Source organism: Azospirillaceae bacterium, from assembly GCA_028283825.1.
Taxonomy (GTDB): Bacteria; Pseudomonadota; Alphaproteobacteria; order Azospirillales; family Azospirillaceae; genus Nitrospirillum.
The window spans coordinates 748,062-774,736 of record JAPWJW010000003.1 but is presented as its reverse complement, the minus strand read 5'-3'; the positions used below and the strand labels follow the sequence as shown (position 1 = coordinate 774,736).

General features: G+C 68.6%; 23 protein-coding genes. 13 read left to right on the top strand and 10 right to left on the bottom strand.

What is annotated here, in order from left to right; translation table 11 throughout:
• Positions 1 to 81 precede the first annotated feature (81 nt).
• Positions 82 to 768 carry a hypothetical protein gene (locus PW843_15550; protein ID MDE1148015.1) on the bottom strand — a complete coding sequence of 229 codons (687 nt, stop codon included), beginning with the start codon at positions 766 to 768 and terminating at the stop codon, positions 82 to 84.
• Between the two features lie 224 nt (positions 769 to 992).
• On the opposite strand from PW843_15550, the gene PW843_15545 reads away from it, so the two are divergent.
• Positions 993 to 1,223, top strand: coding sequence for an AbrB/MazE/SpoVT family DNA-binding domain-containing protein (locus tag PW843_15545; GenBank protein ID MDE1148014.1), 231 nt, complete (start codon positions 993 to 995; stop codon positions 1,221 to 1,223).
• The gene (locus PW843_15540) at positions 1,213 to 1,614 is read left to right on the top strand and encodes a PIN domain-containing protein (protein MDE1148013.1); all 402 of its coding nucleotides are present in this window, start codon (positions 1,213 to 1,215) and stop codon (positions 1,612 to 1,614) included. The genes PW843_15545 and PW843_15540 overlap by 11 nt, the downstream gene beginning before the upstream one ends.
• Positions 1,615 to 1,624: 10 nt before the next feature.
• On the opposite strand, the gene galA is transcribed toward PW843_15540, so the two are convergent.
• From galA to PW843_15525, 3 genes are all read right to left on the bottom strand, one after another.
• A complete protein-coding gene (galA, locus tag PW843_15535) occupies positions 1,625 to 4,159 on the bottom strand; it encodes a beta-galactosidase GalA (protein MDE1148012.1) in 2,535 nt (844 codons plus the stop codon).
• A 102-nt stretch (positions 4,160 to 4,261) separates the two neighbouring features.
• Positions 4,262 to 5,029 carry a type I methionyl aminopeptidase gene (map, locus tag PW843_15530; protein ID MDE1148011.1) on the bottom strand — a complete coding sequence of 256 codons (768 nt, stop codon included), beginning with the start codon at positions 5,027 to 5,029 and terminating at the stop codon, positions 4,262 to 4,264.
• Positions 5,029 to 5,253 (bottom strand): ParD-like family protein, encoded by a 225-nt coding sequence (locus tag PW843_15525; protein ID MDE1148010.1) that lies wholly within the window; start codon positions 5,251 to 5,253, stop codon positions 5,029 to 5,031. The genes map and PW843_15525 overlap by 1 nt, the downstream gene beginning before the upstream one ends.
• Before the next feature lie 187 nt (positions 5,254 to 5,440).
• Between PW843_15525 and PW843_15520 the strand changes: the two genes are divergently transcribed.
• From PW843_15520 to PW843_15505, 4 genes are all read left to right on the top strand, one after another.
• The gene (locus tag PW843_15520; GenBank protein ID MDE1148009.1) at positions 5,441 to 6,271 is read left to right on the top strand and encodes a hypothetical protein; all 831 of its coding nucleotides are present in this window, start codon (positions 5,441 to 5,443) and stop codon (positions 6,269 to 6,271) included.
• Between the two features lie 4 nt (positions 6,272 to 6,275).
• Complete coding sequence (locus tag PW843_15515; GenBank protein ID MDE1148008.1) at positions 6,276 to 7,937, top strand: DNA polymerase Y family protein; 1,662 nt, start codon at positions 6,276 to 6,278, stop codon at positions 7,935 to 7,937.
• A 149-nt stretch (positions 7,938 to 8,086) separates the two neighbouring features.
• Complete coding sequence (locus tag PW843_15510; protein MDE1148007.1) at positions 8,087 to 11,335, top strand: error-prone DNA polymerase; 3,249 nt, start codon at positions 8,087 to 8,089, stop codon at positions 11,333 to 11,335.
• A gap of 48 nt (positions 11,336 to 11,383) precedes the next feature.
• On the top strand, positions 11,384 to 11,623 hold the full coding sequence (locus PW843_15505; protein MDE1148006.1) for an AbrB/MazE/SpoVT family DNA-binding domain-containing protein: 240 nt from the start codon (positions 11,384 to 11,386) through the stop codon (positions 11,621 to 11,623).
• Here PW843_15505 and PW843_15500 read toward each other — a convergent pair.
• Positions 11,620 to 12,144: a MarR family winged helix-turn-helix transcriptional regulator gene (locus tag PW843_15500; GenBank protein ID MDE1148005.1), complete on the bottom strand. Its 525-nt coding sequence runs from the start codon at positions 12,142 to 12,144 to the stop codon at positions 11,620 to 11,622. The two genes, PW843_15505 and PW843_15500, sit on opposite strands and share 4 nt — an antisense overlap.
• Positions 12,145 to 12,446: 302 nt before the next feature.
• Between PW843_15500 and PW843_15495 the strand changes: the two genes are divergently transcribed.
• Positions 12,447 to 13,253: an SDR family oxidoreductase gene (locus PW843_15495; protein ID MDE1148004.1), complete on the top strand. Its 807-nt coding sequence runs from the start codon at positions 12,447 to 12,449 to the stop codon at positions 13,251 to 13,253.
• Between the two features lie 73 nt (positions 13,254 to 13,326).
• On the opposite strand, the gene PW843_15490 is transcribed toward PW843_15495, so the two are convergent.
• Together PW843_15490 and PW843_15485 are read right to left on the bottom strand one after the other, a co-directional pair.
• Complete coding sequence (locus PW843_15490) at positions 13,327 to 15,636, bottom strand: TonB-dependent receptor (GenBank protein MDE1148003.1); 2,310 nt, start codon at positions 15,634 to 15,636, stop codon at positions 13,327 to 13,329.
• Positions 15,637 to 15,890: 254 nt separating this feature from the next.
• Positions 15,891 to 17,087, bottom strand: a complete 1,197-nt coding sequence (locus tag PW843_15485) for a citrate synthase family protein (protein ID MDE1148002.1) — start codon at positions 17,085 to 17,087, stop codon at positions 15,891 to 15,893.
• 105 nt (positions 17,088 to 17,192) lie between these two features.
• Between PW843_15485 and PW843_15480 the strand changes: the two genes are divergently transcribed.
• The 3 genes from PW843_15480 (at position 17,193) to PW843_15470 (ending at position 20,846) form a co-directional block, all read left to right on the top strand.
• Complete coding sequence (locus PW843_15480; protein MDE1148001.1) at positions 17,193 to 18,554, top strand: CoA transferase; 1,362 nt, start codon at positions 17,193 to 17,195, stop codon at positions 18,552 to 18,554.
• A gap of 110 nt (positions 18,555 to 18,664) precedes the next feature.
• The gene (locus tag PW843_15475; GenBank protein ID MDE1148000.1) at positions 18,665 to 19,237 is read left to right on the top strand and encodes a hypothetical protein; all 573 of its coding nucleotides are present in this window, start codon (positions 18,665 to 18,667) and stop codon (positions 19,235 to 19,237) included.
• A 4-nt stretch (positions 19,238 to 19,241) separates the two neighbouring features.
• The gene (locus PW843_15470; GenBank protein ID MDE1147999.1) at positions 19,242 to 20,846 is read left to right on the top strand and encodes a PepSY-associated TM helix domain-containing protein; all 1,605 of its coding nucleotides are present in this window, start codon (positions 19,242 to 19,244) and stop codon (positions 20,844 to 20,846) included.
• A gap of 1 nt (position 20,847) precedes the next feature.
• Here PW843_15470 and PW843_15465 read toward each other — a convergent pair whose 3' ends face one another.
• Together PW843_15465 and PW843_15460 are read right to left on the bottom strand one after the other, a co-directional pair.
• The gene (locus PW843_15465; protein MDE1147998.1) at positions 20,848 to 21,297 is read right to left on the bottom strand and encodes a thioesterase family protein; all 450 of its coding nucleotides are present in this window, start codon (positions 21,295 to 21,297) and stop codon (positions 20,848 to 20,850) included.
• A 94-nt stretch (positions 21,298 to 21,391) separates the two neighbouring features.
• Complete coding sequence (locus tag PW843_15460; protein ID MDE1147997.1) at positions 21,392 to 21,976, bottom strand: helix-turn-helix domain containing protein; 585 nt, start codon at positions 21,974 to 21,976, stop codon at positions 21,392 to 21,394.
• Between the two features lie 180 nt (positions 21,977 to 22,156).
• Between PW843_15460 and PW843_15455 the strand changes: the two genes are divergently transcribed.
• Complete coding sequence (locus PW843_15455) at positions 22,157 to 23,017, top strand: SDR family oxidoreductase (protein MDE1147996.1); 861 nt, start codon at positions 22,157 to 22,159, stop codon at positions 23,015 to 23,017.
• A gap of 15 nt (positions 23,018 to 23,032) precedes the next feature.
• Here PW843_15455 and PW843_15450 read toward each other — a convergent pair whose 3' ends face one another.
• Entirely contained in the window at positions 23,033 to 24,688 is a 1,656-nt protein-coding gene (locus PW843_15450) for an AMP-binding protein (GenBank protein ID MDE1147995.1), read from the bottom strand.
• A 238-nt stretch (positions 24,689 to 24,926) separates the two neighbouring features.
• Between PW843_15450 and PW843_15445 the strand changes: the two genes are divergently transcribed.
• Both PW843_15445 and PW843_15440 read left to right on the top strand, forming a co-directional pair.
• Positions 24,927 to 26,189 (top strand): outer membrane beta-barrel protein, encoded by a 1,263-nt coding sequence (locus PW843_15445; GenBank protein MDE1147994.1) that lies wholly within the window; start codon positions 24,927 to 24,929, stop codon positions 26,187 to 26,189.
• 35 nt (positions 26,190 to 26,224) lie between these two features.
• Positions 26,225 to 26,656 (top strand): septal ring lytic transglycosylase RlpA family protein, encoded by a 432-nt coding sequence (locus PW843_15440; protein ID MDE1147993.1) that lies wholly within the window; start codon positions 26,225 to 26,227, stop codon positions 26,654 to 26,656.
• The last annotated feature ends 19 nt before the right edge of the window (positions 26,657 to 26,675 follow it).

Below are 26,675 nucleotides of genomic sequence, written 5' to 3'. Positions count from 1 at the left end.
GGCGACGGCCGGCCCGGGCCGGTCAGGCCCGTGAGCCCAGCTGGCGGATGCCAGCGCCCGGCGCGTGAGGGCATACGAATGTTAAAACGGCTTCACCGTGCCCAGGAAGGCCATGGTGATGATGCCGGCCCAATAGAGGTAGGCCAGCTTGCGCGAGAAGGCCATGATGGCCGTCAGACGCTTCTCGATTTCCGCGTTGGGGCCGCCGGAAACCAGCTGACGGAAGGCCATGACCCAGTCGCGCATGACGAAACGCAGGATCAGGCCGATGACCAGCAGGCCGGAGAACAGCGTGACCTTGGCGGCATACCAATAGGCCGTCAGCGGGCCGCCGGTGACCAGGCTGTAGACGCCGGTGAAGAACAGCGCCGGGATGACGACGTAGCGGATGGCCTCGTCGATCTTGGTCAGGCGGATGCCGATGTCGGTGCCGCGCTTGAAGAAGGCGGACAGGGCCAGCGCCACCCAGAAGGCGACGAAGATCCACATGCCCACCAGCCACCAGCCGCCCAGCGGCTGGACGCCCAAATCATAGCCCATGTGCAGGCCCAGCGGCAGCACCAGGATGATGCCGGTGCGCGGGATGATGTCGATGCGATAGGCGGTTTCCATGTGCCGCCGCCGCTCATCCAGCGACAGCGCCGGATTGACGATGGGACGCGAGGCGTTGAACACGCCCCATTCGCCACCCAGCCAATAGGCCATGGCGATGATGTGCATCCACTTCAGGACCAGATGCTGGTCCAGATACATTCCCCAGACTTCCATGACGCCGAACCCCATCGGTCTTTATCGTTCAACCGGCGGGGCTTTGGTTCATGCGGACGCCCCACCTGCCGCCCGATAGTCAGGGGACGGGCAGGGGGCGTCCAATCGCGGTGGGGACAATCGCCACAAATGATGGTTGTGGGGTGCCAGCGGATGCCGGAGGGGCCTTGCCAGGCGGGTGACATGGATACACATTGCAAGGTCAGTATATCCAGGAGGGCGCCATGCAAGTTGCGAAGTGGGGTAATAGCCTGGCGGTTCGGCTGCCCGCGGCGGTGGTCGAGGCCCTGGAGTTGAAGGAGGGCGACGAGATCGAAATCCACGTCGCCGATGCCAGGGAATTCGCGGTGGCCCGCAAGTCTGGGCGGGATGAGTTGTTGAAACGCCTGCGCGCGTTCCGGGGACGGCTGCCGGCCGACTTCAAGTTCGATCGCGACGACGCCAATGCCCGGTAGCTTTTTCGACACCAACGTCCTGGTTTACGCCGCCTCCGCCGATGCGGCGAAGGCGGACCGGGCGGAGGAGGTCTTGGGCCAAGGCGGGGCGGTCAGCGTGCAGGTGCTGAACGAATTGGCCAACATCGCCCGCCGCAAGATGGGCCTGTCCTGGGCGGAAGTGAGGGGGCTGCTGGACACGGTGCGGGCCCTTGTCACCGTCCATCCCCTCACCGTCGATATTCACGACACGGGATTGGACTTGGCGGAACGGCATGGGCTGTCCCTCTATGACGCCATGATCGTTTCAGCGGCACTTCACGCTGGCTGCGATGTCCTCTGGTCGGAGGACATGCAGCATGGATTGGTGATCGCCGGCCAACTGCGCATCGTTAATCCATTCCGGGTTTGAGCGGGCCGATTTACGCCACGCTTTCCACCAGCGCCGCCTTGTCCAGGGTCAGTTCCACCGTCGCGGCCTTCAGCCCCTCTGCCTTGGCGGTGACACGCACCTTGCCGGCTTGGGGCCCCGCCTGGACGATGGCGCCACATAGGCCCTTGAAGGCTTTGCGATAGGTCGCGTGATCGGGCTCCAGGCTGGTGGGGTCGCCGTTGCCCACGCCCAGCAGTTGGGCGCCCCCCTCGATGGCGAAGGTCACCAGGTCGGCGGCCTCCGGCACCAGATTGCCCTTGGCGTCCACCACGCTGACCGTCAGTACCGCTACGTCGTCGCCGTCGGCGGCCAGTCGGGCGCGGTCGACCGTCAGGGTCAGGGCTTTGGCGGGACCGGCGGTTTCGCGGCGGTCGGTCAGGACGCGGCGGCCGTCCTTGTAGCCGTGGGCCTCGATGACGCCCGGCTGGTAGGGCACCTTCCATTCCAGGTGGCGGTTGCGGGTGACCGTCTGGCGCCCGGCGCTGTGGCCGTTCACGAACAGCTCCACCGCGTCCAGGTTGCTGTGGCACCACACCGCGATCTCCTGGCCTTCCCTGCCGGTCCAGGTCCAGTGTGGGAACAGGTGCAGGTGGGCCTCATTGGCGCGCCACCAGGACCGGTAGTAGTGGTAGTTGTCCTTCGGGAAACCGCACAGGTCCAGGATGCCGAAGTTGGACACGGTGTTGGGCCAGCCGATGAAGGGCGTCGGTTCCCCCCGGTAATCGAAGCCGGTCCAGACGAAGCCGCCGGCCAGGAAGGGGCGGCTGTCGTAGAAGGTCCACCACTGTTCCGCCGTGGCGGCCCACTTGGGGTATTCGGCGTCGTAGGCGGAGACGTAGCGCTTCTCATCGTCATGGGCGTAGACGCCGCGCGTGCACACCGTGCTGGCGGTTTCCGTGCCGATCATGGGCTGATTGGGGAAGCGCTGATGGAAGGCGTCGATCTCATCCATGTAGTAGTTGCAGCCCATGACGTCCAACACCGGGCTGGCGCCCTGGCCGAACTTGCCGTTGAACGCCTCCGTGATCGGCCGTGTGCCGTCCAGGCGGTGGACGGTGCGCTTCATGCTGGCGGCGATGCGCGCACCCTGTTCCGTGCCGCGGTGGATTTCCTCATTCCCGATGCTCCAGATGAAGACGGATGGGCGGTTGCGGTCGCGCCGGATCATGCGTTCCAGCTGGCTGATGCCTTCCGGGTTGCTGGACATCTGGCGGGTTTCCTCCATCACCAGCACGCCCAGCCGGTCGCAGGCGTCCAGCAAGGCGGGGGCGGGCGGGTGGTGGGTGGTGCGCCAGGCGTTGGCCCCCATCTCCTTCAGCCGTTCCACGCGATAGGCGTGCAGGCGGTCGGGCACGGCGAAGCCCACGCCGGCATGGTCCTGGTGGTTGCAGGTGCCCTTCACCTTTACCGGCCGGCCGTTCAGGAAGAAGCCCTGGTTCGGGTCGAAACGCAGGGTGCGGATGCCGAAGCTGGTGCGGTAGCGGTCCACCACCGCGCCGCCGACGCTGAGTTCCGTCACCAGGGTGTAGAGATTGGGTGTTTCCAGCGACCACAGGGCGGCGCTGGACAGGCTGGCGGTCTGTGTCACCGCCCCGGTTTCCCAATCGCCCAGGGCCAGGGGTGTCGTGTCCAGTTGCAGGACCGGCTTGCCGTCCGATCCCAGCACAGTGCTGCGCACCCGCACCTCCGCCGCCGGGCCTTCGTTGGCCAGTTCTGTGGTGATGGTAAGGTCGGCGCCGGTGCCCGTCACCGTGCTGCGCACCACCGTGCCCCATTGCGGCACGTGGGCCCCGGCGGTCTTCACCAGCCAGACATGGCGGTAGAGGCCGGCCCCCTCATACGACCAGGCCTCGCCCAGGGTGGCGTCCACGCGGATGACCAGGGTATTGGCCCCGCCGATGTTGGCGAAGTCGGTGATGTCGGCGCGGAAGGGGGCGTAGCCGCTTTCGTTGGTGGCGACGATGAAGCCGTTCAGCACCACCAGACAGTTGCGCGCGACACCGTCGAATTCCAGCGACAGGCGGCGGCCGGCATCGCTGGCGGGCAGGGTGAAGCTGCGCCGGTACCAGCCCACGCTGGTTTCCGGGAACTGCCGGCCCAAGGGCTTGAAGCCCTGGTAGGCCATGGCCTCCGCCGCCTCTTTCCCCGGCAGGCGGGCCTGGGTGAAGGGCAGGTCCACCGCCCAGTCGTGGGGCAGGGTGACGGTGGCCCAGTCCTTGTCGTCGAAGTCCGCCTTGGCCACCGGGGCGCTGAAGTCACCCGACTTGGCGTAGGTGCTGCGGTCGGCGCCGAAGCCGAAATCCTGGGCCGGATCGGCGGCGTGTCCCAGGTGAAAACGCCAGCCGCCGTCCATGCGCAACCGTTCGCGTGGGCCCAGCCCCTCGGGGACCGTGACCGGTGCCGTGCCGGAGATTGCGGGCGTCGGGGCGGGTGCGGCACCCGCGGGCTGGGCGCCCGGCAGAGACAGCGCCGCCGGGATGGTGGCGGCGGTGGCGAGCAGGCGGCGGCGGGTCAGGTCGGTCATGGCGGCTTCCACGGGCGCGGGCTGGACATTAAGAATATATAATATCCAATCCTGGGCGCGGCGAAACCCCGTTATGGGCAAGGCCTTAAAATGCCGGGGATTTCAGTGCGGGCCCTTTTCCCCCGGACGTAGCGTCAGCACCCGCACGCCCGTCGCCGTCACGGCCACGGTGTGTTCGAACTGTGCCGACAGCTTGCCGTCCACCGTCACCACCGACCAGCCGTCGTCCTTCGTCTCCACCTTGGCCGTGCCCTGGTTCAGCATGGGTTCGATGGTGAAGACCATGCCTTCCTTCAGGCGCAGGCCGGTGCGCGGCCGGCCGAAATGCAGCACCTGCGGATCCTCGTGCATCTCTTGCCCGATGCCGTGGCCGCAATACTCCCGCACGACGGAATAGCCGTTGCGCTTGGCGTGGCGTTCGATGGCATGGCCGATGTCGCCCAGATAGGCACCGGGACGCACCTGGCGGATGCCGTGCCACAGCGCCTCATACGTCGTCTGCACCAGGCGTTTGGCGGCGGGCGCCACCGCGCCGATCAGGTAGGTCTTGCTGGAATCGGCGATGTAGCCGTTCTTCTCCAGCGTGATGTCCAGGTTGACGATGTCGCCGGCGGCCAGGATGTCGTGGGCCGAGGGCACGCCGTGGCAGACGACCTGGTTGCGGGAACAGTTCAGGACGAAGCCGTAGCCGTACTGCCCTTTGCTGGCGGGGCGGGCCTTCAGGTCGTTGACGATGTAGTCCTCGACCCGGTCGTTGACCGCCAGGGTGCTCATGCCCTCCAGCGGCATTTGGTCCAGCATCTGGAAGACGTTGGCCAGCAGGCGCCCGGCCTCGCTCAGCTTCTCGATCTCGTCGGGACGCTTCACCATCACGGGGCCGCCGGTTCCGGTTCCCGCTTGCCGGGCTCCAGGTGGACGGATGCCATCTTCAGCTGGATGCGCAGGATGTCGTTCAGCGACAGGGTGGGGTTGGCCTCCGCCAGCATGCCGATCTTCATCCAGTATTCGGCCTGCGCGTTGATGGACCGGCACAGGACGGTGCTGGCCTTGCGCACCTCCTCATGCAAATCGTCGTCGATCTTCACGATGCCCATGGGGCGATCCTCAATATATGAAACGTATACGCTTCATATATTCACGGCACTGCCGCGTCAATGATCGCGGCGATTCCGGATAGGCCCAATTCGGGATACCGACTCATCTTGACCGGCCGGCCGACTCCGGATTAGAACATAACGAGAACATTTTATCCCCCTCGCGTGAGACCCAAGGCAGCATCCCATGCCCGCCGAACCCAGCCCCATTCCCGAAGAACCGATGGATCGACAGCGCCTGATGGCGATGCTGCGCGAACAGGTGCGCGCGGTGGAGGCGCCGGGGACGGGGCGGGGTGTGGTGCCTTTGGGCGTGCCGGCGGTGGATGCCCACCTGCCGGCGCCGCCGGGCGGGGCCCCCGGCCTGCCGCGTGCCGCCTTGCATGAGGTGGCGGCGGCGGGTGCATTGGATGCCGGTGCCGCCACCGCCTTCACCGCCCTGCTGGCCGCCCGTCTGGCCGAGCGGGTGCGCGGCCCCATCTTGTGGATGACGCGCGCCCCGGACCTCTACGCCCCTGGCCTGGATGCCCAGGGCGTGGGGCCGGGCCAGCTGGTGGTGGTGCACGCGGCCAACGAGGTCGATCTGCTGTGGGCGATGGAGGAGGCGCTGCGCTGTTCCCGCGTGGGCGCCGTGGTGGGGGAGGCTGGCGGCCTGGATCTGACGGCCAGCCGGCGCCTGCACCTGGCGGCGGAGGCCGGTGGCGTGCCGGGCTTGCTGCTGCGCCTGGGGCAGGCCAGGGGCGCCAAGGTTAAAGGGACGCAGGCCAGCGCCGCCGTCACCCGCTGGCGGGTGGCCACAACCCCCATCCAGGACGACGGTATGGCGGCCTCCGCCTTCACCGGCCCCGCCTGGCGGGTGGAACTGCTGCGCTGTCGCGGTGGCCGGCCGGGGGCCTGGACCCTGTATGAGCGCGAGGGCCTGCGGCTGGAGGCGGCGGGTGATGCCGTGGCGGGCACGCCGGAGGCGCCGCCGCCCAGTGCCGCTGTCCTGCCTTTCGCATCCCGGGCGGTGGGCTGACACCATGCGCCGCATCCTCTCCCTCTGGCTGCCCACCTTCGCCACCGACCGCGTGCGCCGGTGTCTGGTCCCGCCGCTGGCCGCCGACGCGCCGCTGCTGACCCGCATGTCGGACCGGGGGCGCCTGACCGTGGCGGCAGTGGACAAGGCCGCGCGGGCCCGGCGCCTGTCGCCGGGCATGGGTCTGGCCGACGCCCGTGCGCTGGAACCGGACGTGCGGGTGGTGGATGCCGATCCCGAGGGCGACGCCGCGGCGCTGGAACGCCTGGCCGACTGGGCCCGGCGCTACACGCCCTGGACGGCGGTGGACCCCAGCGATCCGCCCGGCCTGGGCGGTGGACCGGGCCTGTTGCTGGACATCACCGGCTGTTCCCACCTGTTGGGTGGGGAGCACCCATTGCTGCTGGACCTGGAGGGGCGGCTGGCGCGGGCGGGGTTCGCGGCGCGGGCCGCCATCGCTGACAGCATCGGCGCCGCCTGGGCGCTGGCCCGGTTCGGCGTCCTGCTGGTGGTGCCGCCGGGTGGTGCCGCGGAGGCCTTGGCCGACCTGCCCCTGCCGGCCCTGCGCCTGGACGGGGGGATGGTCGCCAGCCTGCGCCGGGTGGGGCTGCGCCGGGTGGGTGAACTGATGCGGCAGGGTACCGGCGCCAAAAGTCGTGCCGCCCTGGCCGTCCGCTATGGCGCCCAGGTCTCCCTGCGCCTGGACCAGGCTTTGGGTTGGGTGGAGGAGCCGCTGTCGCCCCGCCGGCCGCCGTCTCGCCATACCGCCCGCCTGACGACGGTCGATCCCATTTCCACGCCAGAGGGTTTGGCGCGGGCGGTGCGCCACCTGCTGGGCCAGGTGGCGGCCAGCCTGACGGCGGCGGGTGAGGGCGCGCGCTCGCTGGAGTTGGAGGCCTGGCGCATCGATGCCGGCCACGACGCCCCGCCGCAGGTGCTGTCGGTGGGCGCCAGCTGTCCCAACCGCGATCCCGCCCATCTGTGGCGCCTGCTGGAACCGCGCATGGACCAGTTGGAGCCGGGAATGGGCTTTGAGGTCATGGCGGTTTCCGTCACCCATGCCGCCCCCTTCGATGGTGTCCAGGCGACCTTGAGCGGCGACGGGCTGGCTGACCTGGCGGGACCGGTGAAGGCCGGCGATGAATCCGGGACCGGCAATCCCATCGTGGCTGACCCACCCATCGCGGAACTGGTGGATCGGCTGGGCGCCCGGCTGGGCCAGGGCCGTGTGCTGCGCCTGCTGCCCCGCCAAAGCTGGATTCCGGAACAGGCGGTGCGCGCGGTGCCGGCGGAGGTGCAGGACAATACTCCCCGTGTGGCCCCACCGCTGCCCGGTCCCGACTCCTGGCCGGCCGACCGGCCGCGCCCCATCCGCCTCCTGCCTCGGCCGGAGGCGGTGGAGGTGGTGGCCCCCATCCCCGACGACCCGCCCGTGCTGTTCCGCTGGCGCGACCAGACCTATCGCGTCGGCCGGGCGGAGGGGCCGGAGCGCCTGTTGCCGGAATGGTGGGAAGGGGGTGAGTTCCGGCCCAACCCCAATCCGGAGCCCCGCGATTATTACCGGGTGGAGGATGGTGAGGGCCGCCGCTTCTGGCTCTACCGCCTGGGTCTCTACCGCGCTGACGGCCCGCCGCCGCGCTGGTTCCTGCATGGTTTTTTTGGCTGACACCGCCGGAACACGAGAGCAATGCCGGAGCGTAGCGACAAGGCCCCGACCGGGGCCGCCGCAGTTTTCCGGGGAGCCGCAGGCGGACTGGAAAACGAGGATGCCCAAGGGCGCGGATGCGCCCGCCCGGCGTTTGAGGGCACGCGACCATGACTCAATACGCCGAGTTACAGACGGCCAGCAATTTCAGCTTCCTGCGCGGCGCCTCCAAGGCCAAGGACCTGGTGCTGGCGGCCAAGGCGCTGGGGCACCGCGCCATGGCGCTGACCGACCGCAACAGCCTGGCGGGGGTGGTGCAGGCGTATGCGGCGGCGCGCGACCAGGACTTTCGCCTGGTGGTGGGGGCGCGGTTGGATTTGACGGACGGGCCGTCGCTGCTGTGCTGGCCCACCGACCGCGCCGCCTATGGCCGCCTGTCCACCCTGCTGACGGTGGGCAAGCGCCGGGCGCCGAAGGGCGAATGCTTCCTGACGCGCGCGGATGTGGAGGCGCACGCGGCCGGCCAGATGATGGCGGTGGTGCCGCCCGACGCCCTGGATGCGGCCTTCACCGCTGATCTGATCGATTACCGCCGTCGTTTCGGGCGCACCCTCAGCCTGTGCCTGACCCACCGTTACCAGGGGGACGACGCCCGCCGGCTGGACCGGCTGGCGGCCCTGGCCGATGCCCACGGCCTGTCGCCCGTCGCCACCAACGACGTGCATTACCACCACCCCGGCCGCCGCGCCTTGCAGGACGTGATGACCTGCATCCGGGAGCATTGCACCATCCAGACGGCGGGTTGGCGCCTGGCCGCCAACGCGGAGCGTCATCTGAAAACGCCGGAGGAGATGGCGCGCCTGTTCCACCGTCATCCCCGCGCCCTGGCCCGCATCCGCGACATCGTGGAGACCTGCACCTTCTCCATCGCCGAACTGCGGGCCGACTACACCTATCCGGCGGAGGTCGGGCCGGGGGAGAACCCGCAAGGTCGTCTGGCCAAGCTGACGATGGAAGGGGCGGCGAAGCGTTACCCCGGGGGCGTGCCGGCCGACGTGCAGGCCCAGATCGACAAGGAATTGGCCCTGATCGGGGACCTGGGCTACGCCTCCTACTTCCTCACGGTCTATGAGATCGTTGCCTTCGCCCGCAGCCAGAACATTCTCTGCCAGGGCCGGGGGTCGGCCGCCAATTCCGCCGTCTGTTATTGCCTCTGGATCACCTCCATCGACCCGGTGAACACCGGCCTGCTGTTCGAACGCTTCATCTCCACCGCCCGTAATGAGCCGCCCGACATCGACGTGGATTTCGAGCATGAGCGGCGGGAGGAGGTGATCCAGCATATCTACGCGAAGTACGGCCGCGACCACGCCGCCATCGCCGCCACCGTCATCTGCTACCGCTCGCGCGGGGCGGTGCGTGATGTGGGCAAGGCCATGGGCCTCAGCCAGGACACGGTGGCGCGGCTGTCGGCCATGATCTCCGGCTGGGGTACGGGCACGCCGGAAGATGACCGGGTGCGGGAGGCGGGGATGGACCCCGCCGATCCCCTGATCCAGCAGACCCTGGCGCTGACGGGCGCCATCTCCGGCTTTCCCCGCCATCTGTCGCAGCATGTCGGCGGCTTCGTCATCACGCCCAAGCCGCTGGCCACCTTCTGCCCCGTCATGAACGCGGCGATGGAGAACCGCCAGAACATCGAATGGGACAAGGACGACCTTGACGAGGCCGGGTTGATGAAGGTCGATGTCCTGGGCCTGGGCATGCTCAGCTGCCTGCGCCGGGCGTTCGACCTGCTGCGGGCCCATTACGGCCTGGATTTGGACCTGGCGACCATCCCGCAGGGGGATGAGGCGACATACGACATGCTGTGCCGGGCTGACAGCCTGGGGGTGTTCCAGGTGGAAAGCAGGGCGCAGATGTCCATGCTGCCCCGCCTGCGGCCCCGCAAGTTCTATGACCTGGTGGTACAGGTGGCCATCGTTCGCCCCGGCCCCATCCAGGGCGGCATGGTCCACCCCTACCTGCGCCGGCGGCAGGGTCTGGAGCCGGTGGACTACCCGTCGCCAGCGTTGCGCAAGGTGCTGGAAAAGACCCTGGGCGTGCCCCTGTTCCAGGAACAGGCCATGCAGATCGCCATCGTCGGCGCCGGCTTTACCGGGGCGGAGGCCGACGGCCTACGCCGCGCCATGGCCAGCTTCCGCAAGCTGGGGGAGATCGACACCTTTCAACAGAAGTTCCACGCCGGCATGCTGAAGAACGGCTACACCGCCGAGTTCGCGGAGCGCTGCTTCAATCAGATCAAGGGCTTCTCGACCTATGGCTTCCCCGAAAGCCATGCCGCCAGCTTCGCCCTGCTGGTCTACGCCTCTGCCTGGCTCAAGTGCCATTACCCCGACGTGTTCGCGGCGGCACTGCTGAACAGCCTGCCCATGGGGTTCTACGCCCCGGCGCAGATCGTGCGCGACGCGCGTGAGCATGCCGTGATCGTGCGTCCGCCGGACGTGAACCATTCTGACTGGGACAGCCGGCTGGAACCGCCGGAACGGGGCGAGCGCTTTTTCGTCCTGCGCTTAGGCTTGCGCCTGGCCAAGGGCCTGAGCGAGGCGGCGGTGCGGCCCCTGCTGGACGCGCGGGAGGAGGATGGACCCTACGCCAGCCCGCATGAGTTATGGCGTCGCGCCCGGCTGGAGCCGCGTGTCCTGGAGGGGCTGGCGGAGGCCGACGCCTTCCAGTCCATGGGGCTGGACCGGCGCCAGGCGCTGTGGGCGGTCAGCGCCCTGCGCGACGCGCCACCGCCCCTGCTGGACCTGGCGGATGCGGAGTTGGAGGACGGGGCGGGCAACCCGTGGGCGGAGGATCCCTCCATCGCCACCCTGCCGGCCATGACCCTGGGCGAACATCTGGTGGAGGACTACACCCGCCTGTCGCTGTCCCTGAAACGCCACCCCATGAGCCTGGTGCGCGACGGCGTGCTGGCCCGCCTGGGGGCTGAGGACAAGTCGGCCCGCCGCTATCCGCTGAAGCGCATGGACACGCTGGAGGAGGTGGCGGACGGCACCCGCGTGGCCCTGGCCGGCCTGGTGCTGGTGCGCCAGCGGCCGGGCAGCAGCAAGGGCGTGATCTTCGTGACCCTGGAGGATGAGACCGGCATCGCCAACCTGGTGCTGATGCCCGACACCTTCGCCGCCTTTCGCCGCCACATCCTGGGCAGCCGCCTGCTGCTGTGCCTGGGAAAGGTTGAGAAGGTGGTGGCGGCCACCAAGGATGGCGGCCCCAACCCCACCCCCGTCATCCACATCCGCGCCGAACGCCTGATCGACTATTCCGACCTGTTGTCCCACCTGGACGAACCGATCGGCGATGCCATCCCCCGGCGGGCGGACAGCACCTTTCCGGATGGGCGGAATTTCAGGTGAGGGCGGCAGATGATATGGTGCGAGGATGCCGGGTATGGAGGAAGTGCGATGTCTTCAACACGCCGGGTCAGGCTGCATAGAAATGCCGATGGTCAGGTAGTCCATATCCCCTCTGAATTCGCCCTGCCCGGTGAAGATGCGGTCATGCGCAGAGACGGGAGCCGGCTGATTATTGAACCGCTTGGGCGCCGCCAGAATTCCCTGTCGGCGCTGCTCGCCGGTTGGGAATCTTTGAACGATGGGCTTCCCGCCATCCCGGATCCGCCACCGGACGCGGTGGATCTTTAAGGACTCTTCCTGAACGCCGCCGCGAACTCATCCGACGCCACCAGCGCCAATGCGCGCCGCAGTGCCGCGGACTCCTCCGCGCCGAACAGGGCGTCGAAGCGGCTTTGCGCGATGCGCCACAGGGCGGTCACCTCTTCCTGCTTGGCCTGGCCCTTGGGCGTCAGGCGGGCGCGCTTGGCGCGGCGGTCCTGGGGATCGGGGGCCAACTCGACATACCCGTCGCGGATCAGGGGCTTCAGCGTGTGGCCCAGCGCCGACAGGTCCATGACCACGGCGGACGCCATGTCCTGCAAGGTGGGGCCCTGGCCGTCGGGGCGGGTGGCCAGCAGGATGTGGGTCAGCAAGGCGTGCTGGGTGGGCAGCAGGCCGGCGGGGGCGGAGATGTCACCGTAAAGCTGGCCCAGCCTGCGGGCGGCGCGGCGCACCGCCGTGTTGGTGCAGTAATCCCAGCCGCGTAACGCCGCCTGATCCGGCGTGGCCGTGGCGCCGTCCTCGGAAATCGGGTGCGTGGGCTTGTTCATCTGCGGGTGATCCTCTCGGGCGCTGGGGAAAGCGGCCTCTTCTTCCATATGGCAGTTCGCATGCCGCCTGTCCCGGCGATCCCGCCGCCTCTGGGATGCGGCCGGCGCGGGCGTCGGCGGGAATGTCGCTGATTGACTATCATCATAATAGTGGCATATACCAGTAAATGCAAACGACGACACCGGCCTCAACGACATCGGCGCCCAACGCAACGCCTTCCGTGGCATCTTCGGCACCGAAATCCTGGGCCTGGCCTTTCGTTTCCGTCCTTTCCACTTCCCGCCATCAAGGAAGCGTTCCCATGAGCACGCAGTCCAAATCCACCAAAGGTACCGCCCTGGTCACCGGCGCCTCATCCGGCATCGGCGCCACCTATGCCGACCGGCTGGCCCATCGCGGCTACGACCTGATCCTGGTGGCCCGCAACCAGGGCCGGCTTGAGGAACTGGCCGCCCGCCTGCGGGCCGAGGCCGGCGTGGTGGTGGATGTCCTGCCCGCCGACCTGACGGTGAAGGCCGACGTGCTGAAGGTGGCGGATCGCCTGCACACCGACGCCGCCATCACCCTGTTCGTGAACAATGCCGGCCTGGGGCCACAGGATCCGTCGGTCGGCGCCGATGTCGATTATCTGGACACCATGGTGCAGGTGAACGTGACGGCGGCCAACCGCCTGGCCATCGCCGCCACCAACGCCTTCGCGGCCAAGGGGGCGGGCACCGTCGTCAACATCGCCTCGGTCGTGGCGCTGATCCCGGAGATGTTCTCCGCCACCTACGTTGCCACCAAGGCCTTCGTCCTGGCGCTGACCCAATCGCTGAACGCCGAGGCCGGCAAGCTGGGCGTGCGTTTCCAGGCGGTGTTGCCGGGCCTGACGCGGACCGAGATTTTCGAGCGCGTCGGCAAGTCCTTCGACGATCTGGACCAGAAAATGGTCATGGACGTGGGTGAGATGGTGGAGGCCGCATTGGCCGGCCTGGACCAGGGTGAACTGGTCACCATCCCCTCGCTGCCCGACCCGGCCGACTTCGATGCCGTGAACAAGGCCCGCTACGCCCTGGGGCCCAACCTGTCGCACAACCACGCCGCTGATCGCTACAAGGCGGCGTAAGCGCGAATCCAATACCCGCCCCGCTTGACTTCAAGGATTGCAGGTCAAGCGGGGCGGTCTTGATTAGGGTCGTTCAGTACTGAACCTGCAGGCGCGCGCCGTACATGCGGGGTGGGCGGATGCTGGCGGAGTTGTAGCCGTTGCCGAAGAACTGCGCCGGCTGATAGCCGCTTGTGACCACCGCCGCGTTTTCCACGTTGTTGACGTAGCCGGTGATGCTCCACCGCTCGCCACCCGGCGTGTAGGTCAGGCGCAGGTTGGTCATGTGATAACCACCCTGCATCTGCTGCGGATAGTAATCGTAGGCCGTGGCATAGGATGACGAGAAATAGACATCGCCGCCAGCCGTGACGACGGTGCCGTCATTGAAGCGGAAGTCGTGCTGGTAGCCGATGTTGGCCGACCAGCGCGGGGCGTACAGCGCCGGTTCCCCCGCGCAGCTGACGGCGAAGATCTTGGTGGCGCCGGCCGGCTTGGGCGTCACTTGGGACGAGACGTTGGTGTAGGGGCAGCCCACCGGCGGTGTTGTGCCCAGCGCGCTGTAATACTGGTAGTCGAAGTCGGTGTACTGCGTGAACAGGTACTGCGCCTTGGTGGTCAGCAGATCATCCGCCGTCACTTTCCAGCGGCCCTCCACCTCCACCCCGCGCATATAGGCGCGGCCGGCGTTCTCCGTGATGTACAGCGAGGTGTAGGGCGCCTGCGGGATGCCGGTCAGCGCCGGGCTGACGTGGGAGATCTGCTGGTCGCGGTATTCATAGTCGAACGCCTCGACGTTCAACTGCACCGCATCGTCGAACAGCCGGTTCTTGATGCCCACGGTGTAGGCGGTCAGGCGTTCGGGGTCGTAATAATCCTTGCGGCCGGGTGCGGTGGCGAAGAAGCCGCCCGCCTTGAAGCCGGTGGAAATGGTGGCGTACAGCAGGGAATGTTCCGCCAGATCGTAGTCGGCGCCCACCTTCCAGGTGGCGGCGTTCCAGTCGCGCCGGTCGACATCGTTCAACAAGGTGGGTTTGTTGGGCGAGAAGGTGATGGTGCCGATCTGGGCGTCCTGGCTTTTCTCCTCATGGACCAGGCGGCCGCCGGCTGTCAGGCGGAAATCGTTGGTGACGGCGTATGTGGCTTGGCCGAAGGCGGCGATGGCTTCATCCGTCAGGACGCCGTTGCCGACGCTTTCCGTGACCCAGTGATCGTAATCCTGCTGGGCCTTCACGTCCTCCGCGAAGTAATTGACGCCCACCAGCCAGGTCAGGTTACCGGGCTGGGACGTCAGGCGCGCCTCCACCGACTTCTGGCGGGACCGCGAGGTGACGCGGAAGGCGGACGGGACGTAGGCCAGGTAATCCTCATCCATGCCGCGGAAGGCCGGGATGATGGTCAGGGTGCCGAAGTCGAAATCCTTGGCGATGTCGGCCTTCAGGCCCCAGTTCTTGTCATCGATGAAACCGTTGTCCTTGGGCGCCTCAATCAATGGACTGAGGCGGGAGACGGCGGGCAAGGCGGCGTAGTAGGCGGCGATGGCCTTGGGATCGGACGGGCCGATCCACGGGTTGTCGCTGTCCACGAACGGGTATTGCACCTGGGCGTCGCCCTTGCCGCCCTTGTGGGCGTAATCGCCGCTGATGCGGATGCGCAAATCCTCCCGCGGTTCCAGCAGCACCTGGACGCGGCCGGCCTGGCTCTGGTCGTCGTCATAGCCGTCGGACAGGTAGCCCTTCTGATCCACCACCTGGGCCGCGACGCGCAGCGCCGCCTTGTCGGCCAGCGGCACGTTCAGGGCGCCGGCCGCCTTGCGCAGGTTGTAGTTGCCGATTTCCACCATGGCGTCGCCCGAGGTCTCACCCAACTTGGGCGTCTCCGGCAGGACGTTCAGCACGCCGGCGGCGGCGTTGCGGCCGTACATGGTGCCCTGCGGGCCCGGCAGCAGTTCGATGCGCTGCAGGTCATAGAAGAAACCGCTGGCGGCGGCGGGGCGGGAGACGTAGACGCCGTCCAGGTTGAAGGCCACCGCCTGCTCGACATAGGCGGTGGTGATGTAGCTGCCGATGCCGCGCACGTAGATCTGCGGCGTGCCGCCCACAGTCGGGGCCACCAGCAATGCCGGCATGGTGCGCGTCAGGTTGGCCAGGTTGTTGATGCCGCCGTCCTGCAGGGCGGTGCCGGTGGTGGCCAGCACGGGCAGGGGGGTGGCCTGGGCCAACTGGGCCCGCTGCTCCGCCGTCACCACGATTTCGTCCAACTGGCCGGCGTTGCTGTTTCCGGTTTGCCCTGAAACCGTGCCCGTGTCCCCAAGATCCGCGTCGCCGACCGCATGGGCATGGACGGGAATGGCCAGCATCAAGGCGACCGTGGCCGTTGCCGGCCCGAATAAACGACGCATCATTGTCCCCAACGCACGGCAACCGTTGGCCGGCCCACCCGGATGGGGAACCGGGACGCCGATTGGCCGGCGCCATTCATGCCTGTGCAGACGGCGTCAGAAAACATTAAAGGGAGCGGTTTAGGCAATAAAGGAATTGTTGGATTTTATCAGAATTTGTCATTGATGTTGCAAAAACATACCAGGATATGCAGGGCACTTCCCCGCTTTATGGTAAACAAGGGAAGTATTTTCACACTATAAAGCAAGATGTGCAGTTATTGCGGCGCCGGCCCGGTATACAGCGCGCGGGGGCGGATCAGGGTGCGGCCGGCGCGCTGTTCCATGCCATGGGCGATCCAGCCCAGTGATCGGCCCAGCGCGAACAGGCCGAAGGCCGTACCCACCGGCAGGTCCAGATGGCGGCGCAGGACCACCAATGCCATGTCGACGGTGGGGGCGCGGCCCACCAGATCTTCCGCCGCCCCTAGCATGGCAGCCCAGGCCGGACGGTGGGGCAGGATGCGGTCCAGCAGCAGCCGGGCGCGCACGTCGCCGTGGGGGTAAAGCGGGTGGCCGAAACCCACCACGTTGTCACCGCGGGCCAGGCGCTGGCGCAGCCGCTCCGCCGTGCCGTCGTCGGTGCCGATCTCATCCCACAGCGCCTCACCCCGGGCGGTGGTGCCGCCGTGGCGCCCGCCGGTCAGGGCCGCCAGGCCGCCGATGATGGCGGCACGCAGGCTGGCCCCGGTGGAGGCGACGCAGCGGGCTGTGAAGTTGGACGCGTTCAGTTCATGGTCGGCGCACAGCACCAGGGCCATGCGCACCAGGTCGGCCCCGTCGGTGTCCAGGTTCCAGGCCCGGGCGCACTGTTCGTGGATGGGGGCGTCATCGGGCGCCGTCCGTAGCAGGCAGGCGGTCAGTAGCCGCACCAGTGCCGCCGCCCCTTGCGCCAGACGCGCCGGGGACTGTTGCCAGGCAGCGGTGTCCGCATCCTCGCTGGCCGCCGCGAACAGGGGCAACAGCCGTTCCTCTGCCCGCCGCTCGCGATAGGCCGCCTGCAAGGCGGCGAACGCCGGGGCAAGGTCGGGGGACAGGACAGGGGCGGGGCCGCCGAAGGCCGTTTCCACCGGGCACTGCCACAGCAGGCCGGCCACATCCTCCACCGCTGCCGTGCGGGCCAGCGTGATGGCGTCCCGGCCGCGATAATACAGTCGGCCGCCGTCGATCAGGGTGATGGCCGATTCCATTACCGGCAGGCCCCAGTCCAGCGTGGCCTTGGCGATTTCCTTGGGCTTGCGGCCCCGCGTCCGCGTCTGGGCCAGACGGTCGATCTCCAGTTCCGGATAGCGGCTTTCGCGTCCGTCCGGCCCCGGCTGGGCATGCACCAGGCCCCGGCTGACATAGGCGTACAGCGTCTGGCGGGAGACGCCCAGCCGGGCGGCGGCCTCGGCGGCGGACAGGGTGCGGGGCATGGGGCGGGCTCGGGATCGTTATGTTGATTAATATAATCAAGATTGACGATTAAAGCCACGGGCGCAGTCTCATGACGTTCTGACCATTCAGGAAAGGGAACGTCCATGACCCAGGCGACGCGGTATCTCACAGCCATCTGGCAGGCCCTGGGTGGCGCGCCGGATGCGGTGGAACGGGTGGCGGTCACCGGTGCCGGCAGCCTGCCGTCGGTTTTCCCCGTCACCGACCTGGCGGCGGCTTCGGTGGCGGTGGCGGGGCTGGCGGCCAGCGACCTGATTGGCGGGCCGGCGGTGACGGTGGATCGCCGCCTGGCCTCCTTCTGGTTCGGCTTTTCGTTACGGCCCCAGGGCTGGAAACTGCCGCCGGCATGGGACGCGGTGGCGGGCGACTATCGTGCCGCCGACGGTTGGGTTCGCCTGCATACCAACGCGCCGCACCATCGCGCGGCGGCACTGTCGGTGCTGGGCACAGCGGCGGACCGCGCGGCCGTGGCCGACGCCGTGGCGTGCTGGCCGGCGGCGCGGCTGGAGGCGGCGGTGGTCGCGGCAGGCGGTTGTGCCGCGGAGATGCGCGGTCTGGAGGCCTGGGCCGACCACCCGCAGGGCCGGGCGGTGGCGTCGGCGCCGCTGCTGGAACTGGAGCCGGCGGTGGTTCCAGCCGACCGTCCCGCCTGGACGCCCGATCCGGCGCGCCCATTGGCCGGCTTGCGGGTGCTGGACCTGACGCGGGTGCTGGCGGGGCCGGTGGCCACGCGTTTCCTGGCGGGCCTGGGCGCCGACGTGTTACGCATCGATCCGCCGGACTGGAACGAGGATGCCGTGGTGCCGGACGTGACCCTGGGCAAGCGCTGCGCCCGCCTGGACCTGCACCGGCCCGACGATCTGGCCCTGCTTAAGGCGTTGCTAGCCCGGGCCGATGTGCTGGTGCATGGCTATCGCCCTGACGCGCTGACCCGCCTGGGCCTGGGGGCTGAGCAGAGGCGGGCCCTGAACCCGGGCTTGGTGGACATCTGCCTGGACGCCTATGGCTGGGGCGGCCCCTGGGCTGGACGGCGCGGGTTCGACAGCCTGGTGCAGATGAGTTCCGGCATCGCCGATGCCGGGATGCGCACCTTGGGCCGTGATGCGCCCACACCCCTGCCGGTGCAGGCACTGGACCATGCCACCGGCTATATCCTGGCGGCCATGGTCCTGCGCGGCCTGGCCCATCGTTCGCGGACCGGGCGGGGCATGACCGGCCGCACGTCGCTGGCCGCCACGGCAGGGCTGTTGGTGGGCTTGGCCGGGCCGGAGTTGGACACGGCACCGCTGGCCTCGGAAACCCCGGCCGATTTCTCGCCCGCTGTCGAGGTTACCGCCTGGGGGCCGGTCCGCCGTTTCCTGCCGCCGGTGTTGGTGGCGGGGGCGCCCCTGGCCTGGGATCGGCCGGCGGAACCGCTGGGCAGCAGCGTTCCCACCTGGGATTGACGCCCTAATTGGCGCGATAATATTGCAACTGCGAATTATTCCTATCTATAGTGCCGTTCGTGAATTCGGGGACGCCCGCTTCGGCGGGGTGTCGGCGTATGGGGTTGCGGATGGCGGGTGTTGTGGGGTTCGGGGTGGGCCTGGTCCTGACCGTGCTGGGCATAATCCAGTTGCGGCGGGTCTGGGCGTCGGCGGAAGCCAGCCGTTGGCGCACCTTGCCGGGATGGGGCCTGCTGCTGGCGGGTTTCGCCGGCTGGCTGGCGCTGGCCGATGCCGACAAGGCCATCGCCATCGGTATCCTGGCCTTCAGTGTGGTGGGCTTCGTCGTGGTCGCGGTCGGTATGGACCGTCGCCGCCGGCCGCACCGCGCGCCGAAGACGCCGCAAGCCGCCCCGTCGGCGCCGATCGGCCGGCGCTGGGTCACCACCTTGCGGGGTACCGCCCGCACCCTGCTGGCGGGGCCGTTGTCCGCCGCCATCGGCCTGGCGCTGGCCGCCCTGGTGGCGGTGCATGCCGGCGGGGTGGAGGCCAACCGGCTGGTCGCCGCCGGCTTCGTCGGCCCCATCGCCTGGGGGGCCGCCACCACCTGGGCGCTGGTCGATGGGCGTCTGGCCCGTGTGGGCCTGCTGTTGCCGCCGGTGGCCATCATCACCGTCGGCGCCGCCTGGCTGGGAAGGGTTTGAGACTATGTTGAAGCATTTCGCCGCCCGCGCCCTGGCCCGCCGCAAGAATCCCGACCCCACCGACATCAAGGGGAAGGGCAAGGCGGCCAAGGGCGGCTTCGTCCAATCCTCCCTGGCCGGCCATTCCGCGCTGGGGCTGGCCCTGGGCGCCCTGGTCTACATCGTCTGCTTCACCGGTACCCTGTCGGTCTTCGCCGAGGATCTCAGCCGCTGGGAATGGGCGGGCACGGCGGAGACGCCGGAACTGCCGGCCGCCGCCATCGACGCGGCGATGGCCACCGGGCTGGAGCGTGCGGTCGCCCAGGCGGGGGGCGTGGACAAGGTGATCGCCCTCTATGGCCAACTGCCCCGGCCCGACTGGCCGCACATGGCCGTGCATGCCTTCACCGCCGGTGGCGGCAGCGTCATGTGGCGCGCGGCCGCCGACGGCACCCTGTCGCCCACGCCGTCCGACAACTGGACCGACGTGATGGGCGAGGTGCACATGGAACTGAGCCTGCCCGGCCTGTGGGGGCCGCTGACGGTGGGCCTGGTGGGCATCGCCCTGCTGTCGCTGCTGTTTTCCGGCGTGCTCAGCCACCCGCGCATCTTCCGCGATGCCTTCGCCCTGCGCCTGACCGGCGCCCGCCGCCTGGGTCTGGCCGACCTGCACAACCGGCTCAGCGTCTGGGGCCTGCCCTTCCACCTGGGCATCACCATCACCGGCCTGATCTTCGCCTTGGCCGGCGTGATGCTGCTGACGGTGGCGCAGGTGGGCTTCAAGGGTGACACGACGCGCGCCGCCGCCCCCCTGTCAGGACCCGAGATCGCGGCCGATCCCACGCCGGCGCCCATGCCGTCCGTGGCCCTGCTGCAACAGCGGGTGGAAGAGGCCATGCCCGGCAGCCACCGCACCACCCGCTTCCTTTATATCGAGCGGCCGGGCACGGCCGGCCAGAGCGTGATGATGGACATGGGCCGCTATGACGGCTTGGCCCAGGGCGACCGTTATTACCTCAACGCCAAGGGCGACCTGGTGACGCCCTCCGGCTTCATCGGTGGCCCGGTGGGCAAGCGGGTCTACGCCGCCGCCCTGGCCCTGCACTGCGCCACCTTCGGTGGCCTGGCCGTGCGCCTGGTCTACGGCGTGCTAGGCCTGGCGCTCAGTGTCATTTGCGCCACCGGCTGTTCCATCTTCCTGGCCCGCCGGCGCGACCGGGGCCGCGCGTTGCCGCGTCTGGAAAAGGTGTGGGCCGGCGTGGCCTGGGGCGTGCCCTTGGCCATGGCCCTATCCGCCGCCACCACCCTGGTGCCGGGGCTGGCCAACGAGCACGCCTACGTCCGGGGTTTCTGGGCACCCACCCTGATCCTGCCCATCCTGTCGCTGGCGCTTGCCAGTGGGGAGCAGGCCTCACGCGTCCTGCGCCTGGCCCTGGGCCTCGTCCTGGTGATCCTGGCGGGGACGCACGCCGCCGGCCATGCGACCGGACAGTGGGGGGACGGGCCGTTGCCGGCCGCGGCCCTGGTGGTGGACGCCGTGCTGGCGGTCACCGGCCTGGCCTTGACCGTCACCACCGGCCTGCTGCGCCGGTCCCGCGCGCTGGCGGCGCAAGCCCACCCGGCGCCGTAACTCAAGCGCCGACCACCATGCCGCGCAGGATGGCCGCCACCTCCTCCGGAATGGGGGTGGGGCGGCGGGTCTCATTATCGACATAGACGTGGACGTAGTGGCCGGCCGCGGCCGGCGCGTCCTCGTCATTGCGGAACAGCGCCAGTTCATACCGCACGCTGCTGCGCCCCATATGCGCCACCCGCACGCCCACGGTGACGCGGTCGGGGAAGGTGATGGGCGCGAAATAGCGGCACTGCGTTTCCACCACCAGGCCGATGGCCGTGCCCTTGTCCGGTGCCAGCACACCCTTCTCGATCATGTGCTGGTTCACCGCCGTGTCGAAGTAGCTGTAGTAGACCACGTTGTTGACGTGGCCATAGGCGTCGTTGTCGGCCCAGCGGGTGGTGATGGGCTGGAAATGGCGATAATCGGCGCGGCTTTCCGGGGTGGTCGCTGTAGGGCTGCTCATGGGGTCGCTGCTTCCTTCGGGCAGGGATCAGGGCGCCTTCAAGGAAATACAGGCTGACGCAGTGGGGCCGCCATTGGTTTCGACGGTGCCATTCTCACGGCCCGACCCGCAGCCCGTTCAGCAGGATGTCCACCATCCGGATGGCGGAGCGTTTCCAGTCCGCCGCCGGGTTCAGCTTGGCCAGGCCGGCGATGGCGCGGACCAGGTCCAGCGGTTCGATGTCCAGGCGGATGGCACCGGTTTCGGCGGCCCGGCGGGCCAGGGTGCCGATGGCGTCGGTGATGCGGGCGGAGGAGGCGCTGTACAGTGCGTCCGTGCCGCCGATCAGGGCGTTCAGGGCGTCGGTCATGCCCTCCTTGGCCGCCAGGTACTCAATGAACAGCAGCAGCCAGGCGCGCAAGGCCTCCACCGGGGGCAAATCGGCGGCCAGCCGGGCGGCCGCCTCCACCAGCGCGTCGCTTTCCTGGCGGTAGACCGCCTCCACCAGCGCGTCGCGGGTGGGGAAGTGGCGGTAGAGGGTGCCAATGCCCACACCGGCGTCGCGCGCGATCTGCTCCAAACTGGCGGCCGTGCCCTTTTCAGCGAAGGCCTGCTTGGCAGCGGCGATCAGCAGCGACCGGTTGCGTTCGCCGTCGGCGCGGGGTTTGCGCGACGGGCCCTGTTCCGGTGAGTCCGGCATGCGATCCAAAACCCTCTTGATAAACGGAGGACTCCTCCGTATATAAAACGGAGCCACCCTCCGTCTAACATGGATGGGCCTGGCATGGAACTTTTCAATCGCACGGGACAGCGGTCCTGGCCGGCGTGGACGCGCGCCGGTCAGCGCCCCCGCTTTGCCCGGCACCCAAGGAGATGACAGATGAAAACCTGGCTGATCACCGGCATCAGCAGCGGCTTCGGTCGCGTGATGGCGGAAAAGCTGCTGGATGCGGGCGACCGCGTCGCCGGTACCGTGCGCAACCCGTCGGCGGTGGATGATCTGAGGGGCCAATACGGCGACCGGCTGTGGACGGCGGTGCTGGATGTCACCCACACCGACGCCATCCGGGGGGTGGTCGATGCCGCCTGGGCGGCTTTCGGCACCATCGACGTGGTGGTCAGCAACGCCGGCTACGGTCTGATGGGGGCCGCGGAGGAACTGACCGACGCGCAGGTGCGCCACCACATCGACACCAACCTGCTGGGGTCCATCCAGCTGGTGCGTGCCGCCCTGCCGCACCTGCGGGCGCAGGGCGGCGGCCGCATCCTGCAACTGTCCAGCCTGGGCGGGCAGGTGGCCTTCCCCGGCGGCTCCCTCTACCACGCCACCAAGTGGGGCATCGAAGGCTTCATCGAGGCGGTGGCGCAGGAGGTGGCGGTGTTCAACATCGGCTGCACCATCGTCGAGCCGGGTGGGGCCCGCACCGATTTCCGCGGTGCCGCGACTGTCGGTCCGATGAACCCGGCCTACGATTCCTCACCCTCACGGATGGTCAACCGCGTCCTGGACAACAAGGACTTCAAGTCGCCGGGCGATCCGGCCCGGATGGTCGACGCCATGATCGCCAGTGTGGCGCAGGAACCCGCCCCCCTGCGCCTGGCCCTGGGCGGCGACGCCTATGCCCTGATCACCAAGGCGCTCACCAATCGGCTGGCGGCGGTGGAGGCGCAGCGCGACCTGGCGCTCTCCACCGACTTCCCTGATGAAAGCGGGGCCAAGCGCTGGTACGAGCAGGCCTGACGCCTGATCCTTGTTTTAAGCCGCCGTCACCGTGCCGACCTGGGCCGCCTTGGCGCGTTCCTCGGCCACCAGGGGCTGCTTCCACAGCTTGCCAACGGCGGTCTTGGGCAGGGTGTCGCGGAACTCCACCGCCGTGGGCAGTTCATGGCGGCCCAGCTTGTCGACCAGGAAGGCGCGCAGTTCCTCCACCGTGAAGGGCTGCACGCCGGGCCTGAGCGTGATGAAGGCCTTGGCGCTTTCGCCCCGATAGCTGTCGGGCACGCCGATGACGATCACCTCCGCCACGGCGGGGTGTTCGTAGATCGCCTCCTCCACCACGCGGGGATAGACGTTGTAGCCGCCGCACAGGATCATGTCCTTGCGCCGGTCGACGATGAACATGAAGCCGTCCTCGTCCAGGTAACCGATGTCGCCGGTGCGGAACAGGCCGTCGATGAAGGCCTCGCGCGTTTCCTCCGGCTGCTTGTAATATCCCTGGGTGACGTTGCGGCCCTTGATGCAGATCTCCCCCTTCTCGCCCACGCCCAGCACCGCGTGCGGGTCGGTCAGGTCACGGATTTCGATGGTGATGCCGGGCATGGGCACGCCGGCCGACCCCACCTTGCGCCGGGTCGGCGGGGTGATGGTGCCGGCGGGTGACGTTTCGCTCATGCCCCAGCCTTCCAGCACCGTGCGGCCGGTGAGGGCGTCGAACTCATGCGCCAGTTCGATGGGCAGGGGTGCCCCGCCGCTGCCCACGAACTTGAGGCTGCTGAAGTCGATCTCCTTCACGCGGGGGGAGGAGACGATGGCCCGGTGCATGGTGGGCACGCCGGCGAACAGGGTGGGACGGTGGTCGCGGATGCTGTCCAGCACGGCGTCGGTGTCCCAGCGCGGGTGCAGGATCATGCAATAGCCATTGCGCACCGCCCGCACCATCAGCGTGTCCAGGGCGTAGATGTGGAACAGCGGCAGGACCACCAGCATGCGCTCCACGCCCGGCGTCAGGCCCATATAGTCGCTGAAGATGTCGTAGGCCGACGCCGAGGCGCTGAGGTTCTCATGGCTCAGCATGGCGGGCTTGGGCAGGCCGGTGGTGCCGCCGGAGAATTGCAGGCAGGCCAGATCGTCCAGCTTGGGCGCCGGCCAGCCGGCGGCGGGGGCCTCGGCCGGCGCCAGCAGGGCGGTGAAGGGCAGGGCGCCGTGGGGTAGCGCCTCGGCCGGCAAGCCCTGGCCGGCGAAGTCGTGTGGGCCGGCCACCAGCACGCGCACCTTGCCCGCAGCACCGGCCGGCAGCTTGTCGGCCAATCCGGCGAAGCTGATCACCAGGCCGACATCGGCCTTGGCCAGCTTGTGGGTCAGTTCCCGTTCCGCGTCCAGCGGGCTCAAGGGCACCACCACCCCGCCGGCGCGCAGGGTGGCATAGAAGGCCAGGACGAAATGCGGCGTGTTGGGCAGGTGCAGGCCCACATGCACGCCCGGCCCCACGCCCATCCGCGCCAGATTGGCGGCGGCGCGGTCCACCAGGGCGCCGAAGGTGGCGAAGTTGACCGTCTGGCCCAGGCAGATCAGGAAGGGGTTGGTGGGCCAGGTGGCGACCGCGTGCGCCAGATCCTCCACCAGCGTGGGCAGGGGCGGCAGGCTGTCCCAGCGGACGCCCGGCGGATAGGACTTTTCCCACAACATCGTCATGGCCTGGGTCTCCTCCCGATTATAAGCCCGCGCCTTCATGCCGAGGGCGGGTTTGCTGGAGGCCATGGTTTCACGGGCGCGGTGGTTTGCCAATAGCGGGCAGTGACGCGGGATTAAGGCTTTTTGATTTTCGGTGCCCGGCTTTCACATCGAACTTTAAGGCGGCGATGCCGTCTCTTGGCCCCTGTGCGGCGCCCCTTCGGGTGCGGCCCTTCAGAAGCCTGAGAGACGCCTTCCCATGTCCCATTCCATCCTATCCACCATTCCCCGCCGGGCTCGCCTGGCCACGGCCGGTGCCGCTTGCGCGCTGCTGCTGGGCGCCCACGCCGCCCGCGCCGACGACACGCCGGCCGGCATCACCGTCAGCGGCCTGGTGGAGGCCGGCATCACTGTCGCTGACCACGATGCCGCCCAGGGGCCCAACTACGGCCATCTGTTCACCGACCGCACCGACCAGCTGGTGCTGAACCAGGCGGTCGGCACCATCGCCAAGGACGCGGGCACCGGCGACGATTTCGGCTGGGGCTTCAAGCTTCAGGGCATGTATGGCACCGACGCGCGTTACACCCACTTTCTGGGCGAACTGGATCGCGACATCGGGGAGCGCACGCAGCTGGATATCGTGGAGGCCAACGTGGCCTTTCACGTTCCCCAGGTGGCGGGCGGCAGCCTGGATTTGAAGGTGGGGCAGTACGCTTCGCCCTTAGGTGCTGAGACCATCCTGGCGTCGTCAAACCTGCTTTACAGCCACAGCTACATCTTCAATTTCGGCCTGCCGTTCAAGCACACCGGCGCGCTGGCCACGCTGCACCTGTCCGGTGGCGTCGACCTGTACGGCGGCGTCGACAGCGGCGTGAACACCAGTTTGGGGCATGATGGCGACAACAACGACGCCTGGTCCGGCATCTTCGGTTTCGGCTACGCCACGCCGGACGGCGACGTCACCCTGGTGGCCCTGACCCATGTGGGGCCGGAGAATGCCAGCGCCAAGGCGCCGCTGGGCTTCACCAACGCCAACCATGAGGCGCGCTGGATCAACGACGCGGTGCTGACGGTCAAGGCCGGCGAGACCCTGACCCTGATCACCGAACTGAACTATGTCCGCGATGACCTGGTGAGGGCGGAGGCGATGGGTGCCGCCCAGTACGCCACCTGGAAGTTCGACGACAGCCTGTCGCTGACGGCCCGCGCGGAGGTGTTCCGCGACGTCGAGGGCTTCTACGTCGCCGCCTTCCAGGGCAACCAGGACTATGTGCTGGCGGAGGCGGGGGAGCCGACGCAGGTGCCGGTGTTGTCGGCGGGGCAGGGCGCCACCTACGGCGCGCTGACCGTGGGCCTGACGTGGAAGCCTGCGGCCAGCCTGGGCTGGGACCTGCCGGACGGTCTGGCGTTGCGCCCGGAGGTTCGTCTCGACCGCTCCCTGGGCGATGCCCGGCCGTTCGACGGCGGACGCAGCCAGACCACCTTCGGCCTGGACATGCTGATCCCGCTCGGCGGCTGAACGGCATTCTTCGAAACAACGATGGTGATGGTCCCATGAGGGCGCATCGATGGGGTTGGGCCGGCCTGGCGCTTGCCGCCGGGCTGGCCGCGGCGCCGGCTTTCGCTGGCGGTGACGGCGCGGTCCAGATGGGCCGCGCCAGCTGGTACGGCCGCGAACATGCCGGCCATCCCACCGCCAGTGGCGAGGCTTACGATCCCGAGGGCCTGACCGCCGCCCACCGCACCCTGCCGCTGGGCACGGTGATCGAGGTGGCGGCCCTCGGCCGGGTGGTGACGGTCCGCGTCAATGATCGCGGCCCCTTCGTCAAGGGCAGGGTGCTGGACCTGTCGGCCGCCGCGGCCCGCGTCCTGGGCCTGGACCGCAGCGGCACCGCCTTGGTCAGCATCCGCCCCACCGGCGCCGTCTGTCCCGCCAACCGTCCGTGCCCGCTGGAAGTTCAGGTGGCGGACGCTGCCACGCCTTGAGACCCTGCACCGGGACTTC

Bases quoted from the DNA above. Each gene is read 5' to 3' on its own strand.
- PW843_15520 (MDE1148009.1), top strand. From the start codon at position 5,441: ATGCCCGCCGAACCCAGCCCCATTCCCGAAGAACCGATGGATCGACAG.
- PW843_15515 (MDE1148008.1), top strand. From the start codon at position 6,276: ATGCGCCGCATCCTCTCCCTCTGGCTGCCCACCTTCGCCACCGACCGC.
- PW843_15495 (MDE1148004.1), top strand. From the start codon at position 12,447: ATGAGCACGCAGTCCAAATCCACCAAAGGTACCGCCCTGGTCACCGGC.
- PW843_15445 (MDE1147994.1), top strand. From the start codon at position 24,927: ATGTCCCATTCCATCCTATCCACCATTCCCCGCCGGGCTCGCCTGGCC.
- PW843_15485 (MDE1148002.1), bottom strand. From the start codon at position 17,087: ATGCCCCGCACCCTGTCCGCCGCCGAGGCCGCCGCCCGGCTGGGCGTC.
- PW843_15450 (MDE1147995.1), bottom strand. From the start codon at position 24,688: ATGACGATGTTGTGGGAAAAGTCCTATCCGCCGGGCGTCCGCTGGGAC.
- PW843_15540 (MDE1148013.1), top strand. From the start codon at position 1,213: ATGCCCGGTAGCTTTTTCGACACCAACGTCCTGGTTTACGCCGCCTCC.
- PW843_15475 (MDE1148000.1), top strand. From the start codon at position 18,665: ATGGCGGGTGTTGTGGGGTTCGGGGTGGGCCTGGTCCTGACCGTGCTG.
- PW843_15505 (MDE1148006.1), top strand. From the start codon at position 11,384: ATGTCTTCAACACGCCGGGTCAGGCTGCATAGAAATGCCGATGGTCAG.
- map (MDE1148011.1), bottom strand. From the start codon at position 5,029: ATGGTGAAGCGTCCCGACGAGATCGAGAAGCTGAGCGAGGCCGGGCGC.
- PW843_15470 (MDE1147999.1), top strand. From the start codon at position 19,242: ATGTTGAAGCATTTCGCCGCCCGCGCCCTGGCCCGCCGCAAGAATCCC.
- PW843_15460 (MDE1147997.1), bottom strand. From the start codon at position 21,976: ATGCCGGACTCACCGGAACAGGGCCCGTCGCGCAAACCCCGCGCCGAC.
- PW843_15525 (MDE1148010.1), bottom strand. From the start codon at position 5,253: ATGGGCATCGTGAAGATCGACGACGATTTGCATGAGGAGGTGCGCAAG.
- PW843_15545 (MDE1148014.1), top strand. From the start codon at position 993: ATGCAAGTTGCGAAGTGGGGTAATAGCCTGGCGGTTCGGCTGCCCGCG.
- PW843_15440 (MDE1147993.1), top strand. From the start codon at position 26,225: ATGAGGGCGCATCGATGGGGTTGGGCCGGCCTGGCGCTTGCCGCCGGG.
- PW843_15510 (MDE1148007.1), top strand. From the start codon at position 8,087: ATGACTCAATACGCCGAGTTACAGACGGCCAGCAATTTCAGCTTCCTG.
- PW843_15500 (MDE1148005.1), bottom strand. From the start codon at position 12,144: ATGAACAAGCCCACGCACCCGATTTCCGAGGACGGCGCCACGGCCACG.
- PW843_15490 (MDE1148003.1), bottom strand. From the start codon at position 15,636: ATGATGCGTCGTTTATTCGGGCCGGCAACGGCCACGGTCGCCTTGATG.
- galA (MDE1148012.1), bottom strand. From the start codon at position 4,159: ATGACCGACCTGACCCGCCGCCGCCTGCTCGCCACCGCCGCCACCATC.
- PW843_15455 (MDE1147996.1), top strand. From the start codon at position 22,157: ATGAAAACCTGGCTGATCACCGGCATCAGCAGCGGCTTCGGTCGCGTG.
- PW843_15465 (MDE1147998.1), bottom strand. From the start codon at position 21,297: ATGAGCAGCCCTACAGCGACCACCCCGGAAAGCCGCGCCGATTATCGC.
- PW843_15480 (MDE1148001.1), top strand. From the start codon at position 17,193: ATGACCCAGGCGACGCGGTATCTCACAGCCATCTGGCAGGCCCTGGGT.
- PW843_15550 (MDE1148015.1), bottom strand. From the start codon at position 768: ATGGAAGTCTGGGGAATGTATCTGGACCAGCATCTGGTCCTGAAGTGG.